The sequence below is a fragment of the Pedobacter sp. HMWF019 genome (assembly GCF_003061025.1).
GTDB lineage: Bacteria > Bacteroidota > Bacteroidia > Sphingobacteriales > Sphingobacteriaceae > Pedobacter.
In genome coordinates this window covers 1-2,607 of sequence record NZ_QAIL01000402.1, presented here as the reverse complement: position 1 = coordinate 2,607, position 2,607 = coordinate 1, and the positions used below count along the sequence as shown (strand labels likewise).

The following is a 2,607-nucleotide window of genomic DNA, read 5'->3' as shown; positions in this document are numbered from 1 at the left end:
GAATAAATTTCTTCAACCCGATTCAGTAACAATTCGAGGGTGTAAAATAAACTGTGTCTCTAAGTTAATAATTAACTAGTTGACACAGTTTATTTTACACCCTCGTTTTACTGCTCGTTTTTTAATCCTTAATTTCTAAAGGACGTTTTCAGTGCCTTCAGGGTATCCGGGCTGATTTAAGCTGAGTTTTCATCATATACTCGAGCCGAGTTGAGTATTTTCCCACTACTTACGTTAGCAATATATTCGCACCAGATTTTGAGGACGGATTTATTTCTTCGACATATAATAAGTCGCTAACAAATTATTCAATATAATTATTTGTTGCGATTGAGCATCGATTTGACTTATATCGCTTACTTTTTGCTCTACAACTCTAAATTCCTCGTCATTAATAATTTTCCCTCGGTCTACTATTTCTTCAAGACGGCTTGAAATATTTTGGGAATCAGTACTTAAATCTTTACCGAACTGTGCAAAAAGCGAGTTATTCAATTTTTCCAATATTTGATTTGGCGCATTTAAAGCCATATCATTAATATCGTTATACGCTTGTCTTAAACCTTTTAAATAAATTCCCGGAGTTGTTTGCTCGAGATATCTTGTTTTTGTTTCCTCGCTAAATGCTTGTTTTCTAAGCTCAATGAGATCAGTCTGAATAACTTTATCGGAGTATATGAAATCTATTATAGTCAAACACCATTTTCTTAAAAACAAAGATTCTGCTTCCTGCTTTTCGTTCATTTTTCTTTTCATAATCTAATTAAAAAAAACCTGTATAATTTGCTAATGGACCAAACAAAGTATCAGACATCAAGTGAAAATATTTTCCATCTGGACGATAATACCCAACGCCTCTAATTGAATTCCCTACATTAGGGCTTCCTACCCCACCATAATAATCTATCATTTGTTGTTCTCTTCCTCTAATTGCATCAAGCCCTACTGGCCAGCCTTGTGCTACTCTATCTAATTGAGGATTACCGTAGCCAAACTTTCGCATATCATGACCTGAATACCTGTTCATCATAATACGGTAAGGATCACCATATCCACTTGACCTTCCTACATAAATCTTGCCTTTATCATTAGTTAACGTATATGTTATATATTTTTTTTGAGTAAGATCACGAACAGCTGCAGCAGCAAGTATAACTGGAATAGCAACATCGTCTACTGCACCGACACCTGTTAAATCATCTGTCAATAACACGGCGCTGGCGGCAAGGGCTTTACTCATATAGCTACCTTCCTCTCCCCCTCTATTATCCAACTGATTAAATGGACCAGAAGAGCTGCTGGTCAAAACAGGTGGTGGAATTGCAACACTCCCAAATCCTCCAAATCCAAAAGCCCCACCCCCAAATCCATTTCCCCAGGAACCAGAATTTCCAAAACCACCACTAAAACCACCCCAATTGCCACCAGGTCTTTGTCCGACAATAGTTACGTTATTTAAATTTATATCGTCACTACCAGATTTATAGTTATGCCAATCTTTACCGGTCATGTTATTCTGGTTATAAGTGGTATCTAACCCCAGATAATCCATATACCGCATTGGATTGTTTAGCACATAATGGTACGGATTGGTATCGAAATGATTTTCTGCTAACGGATCTATGGTGCTTAAACGCCCGACCACCGGGTCGTAGAACCTAAATCCATAGTCACATAATTTCTCCTGATCCTGCTTTTCCTTGCCATTATATTGATACTTGTTCTCTGTACCAGCTAAACTTCTCTGGATATCAAGCCCAAAGGCATAATAATCGGTTACCTGAATGGCTCTTGCTGCCCCTGCATTAATGTCAAAGTACACCCTTCCATTATTCAAGTGGTCTGTTAAGGTGTATTCGTAAGAATAGTTCGTAGCACTGTTGCGTACAACCCTGCCTTCCGATGTTCCTACATATTTTAAAACACCACCTTCATATTGGATTCCACTAATGTACTCATTATTTATATTTGCGGAAGGAACTTGTTTTCTTAGTTTATTCCCTGTCGCATCGTAAGTATAACTAATCGCTGTACTGCCTGCAGTAACAGAATTAGGTAAATTCAAATAATTATACGTGATCCCTGAAAGATTATTCGCAGAGTTTACGGTATTGATTCTGGAAAACAACTTTGTGAAAAACCTCATCATTGCTTTTGGATTTTCAGATGAACAAGCATCAAAGGCTGCAGAGGTCTCTCTTTCCTTCGTAAAGAAAATCCGTACCCAAATAGAAAAAAGCAAATTGTCAAAAAATTGATTAACGGAATATCAGAAAAATTTTATACGTTTACCTCGAGAGCGTTAATTTAATGAAAAGGGGCCAGTCGAAAGATTTGGTCCCTTTTTCTGTTAATTGTTCTTTTTCACTTCTGTAAAATAATCATTCCCAGCTATCCCTCCTTTAACTTCCGAGACATCTTATATTGGAATAGCAAACTTTGCCACCGCTGGAACAGTATCCAGGTAAGCAAAGCTGATCTTACCCCACCAAGCCCCTACTTTTTTATCTTTTATTGCTTTAATACTGACGCAGCCTTTTTTGGTGGAAGCCATCTTCATATTGCAAGGTGTTAAATCCCCCTTTCATAAATCTCATGGTAAAGAAA

General features: G+C 37.3%; 3 protein-coding genes. All 3 read right to left on the bottom strand.

Annotated features, from left to right (window positions below; all coding sequences use genetic code 11):
• Positions 1–270 precede the first annotated feature (270 nt).
• The 3 genes from DBR11_RS21730 to DBR11_RS29705 all read right to left on the bottom strand — a co-directional run bounded on the left by DBR11_RS21730 (position 271) and on the right by DBR11_RS29705 (position 2,560).
• Positions 271–756: a hypothetical protein gene (locus tag DBR11_RS21730; RefSeq protein ID WP_108554716.1), complete on the bottom strand. Its 486-nt coding sequence runs from the start codon at positions 754–756 to the stop codon at positions 271–273.
• A 7-nt stretch (positions 757–763) separates the two neighbouring features.
• Complete coding sequence (locus DBR11_RS21725) at positions 764–2,149, bottom strand: RHS repeat domain-containing protein (protein WP_146186622.1); 1,386 nt, start codon at positions 2,147–2,149, stop codon at positions 764–766.
• Between the two features lie 270 nt (positions 2,150–2,419).
• Positions 2,420–2,560, bottom strand: a complete 141-nt coding sequence (locus tag DBR11_RS29705; RefSeq protein ID WP_158275361.1) for a hypothetical protein — start codon at positions 2,558–2,560, stop codon at positions 2,420–2,422.
• Between the last annotated feature and the right edge of the window lie 47 nt (positions 2,561–2,607).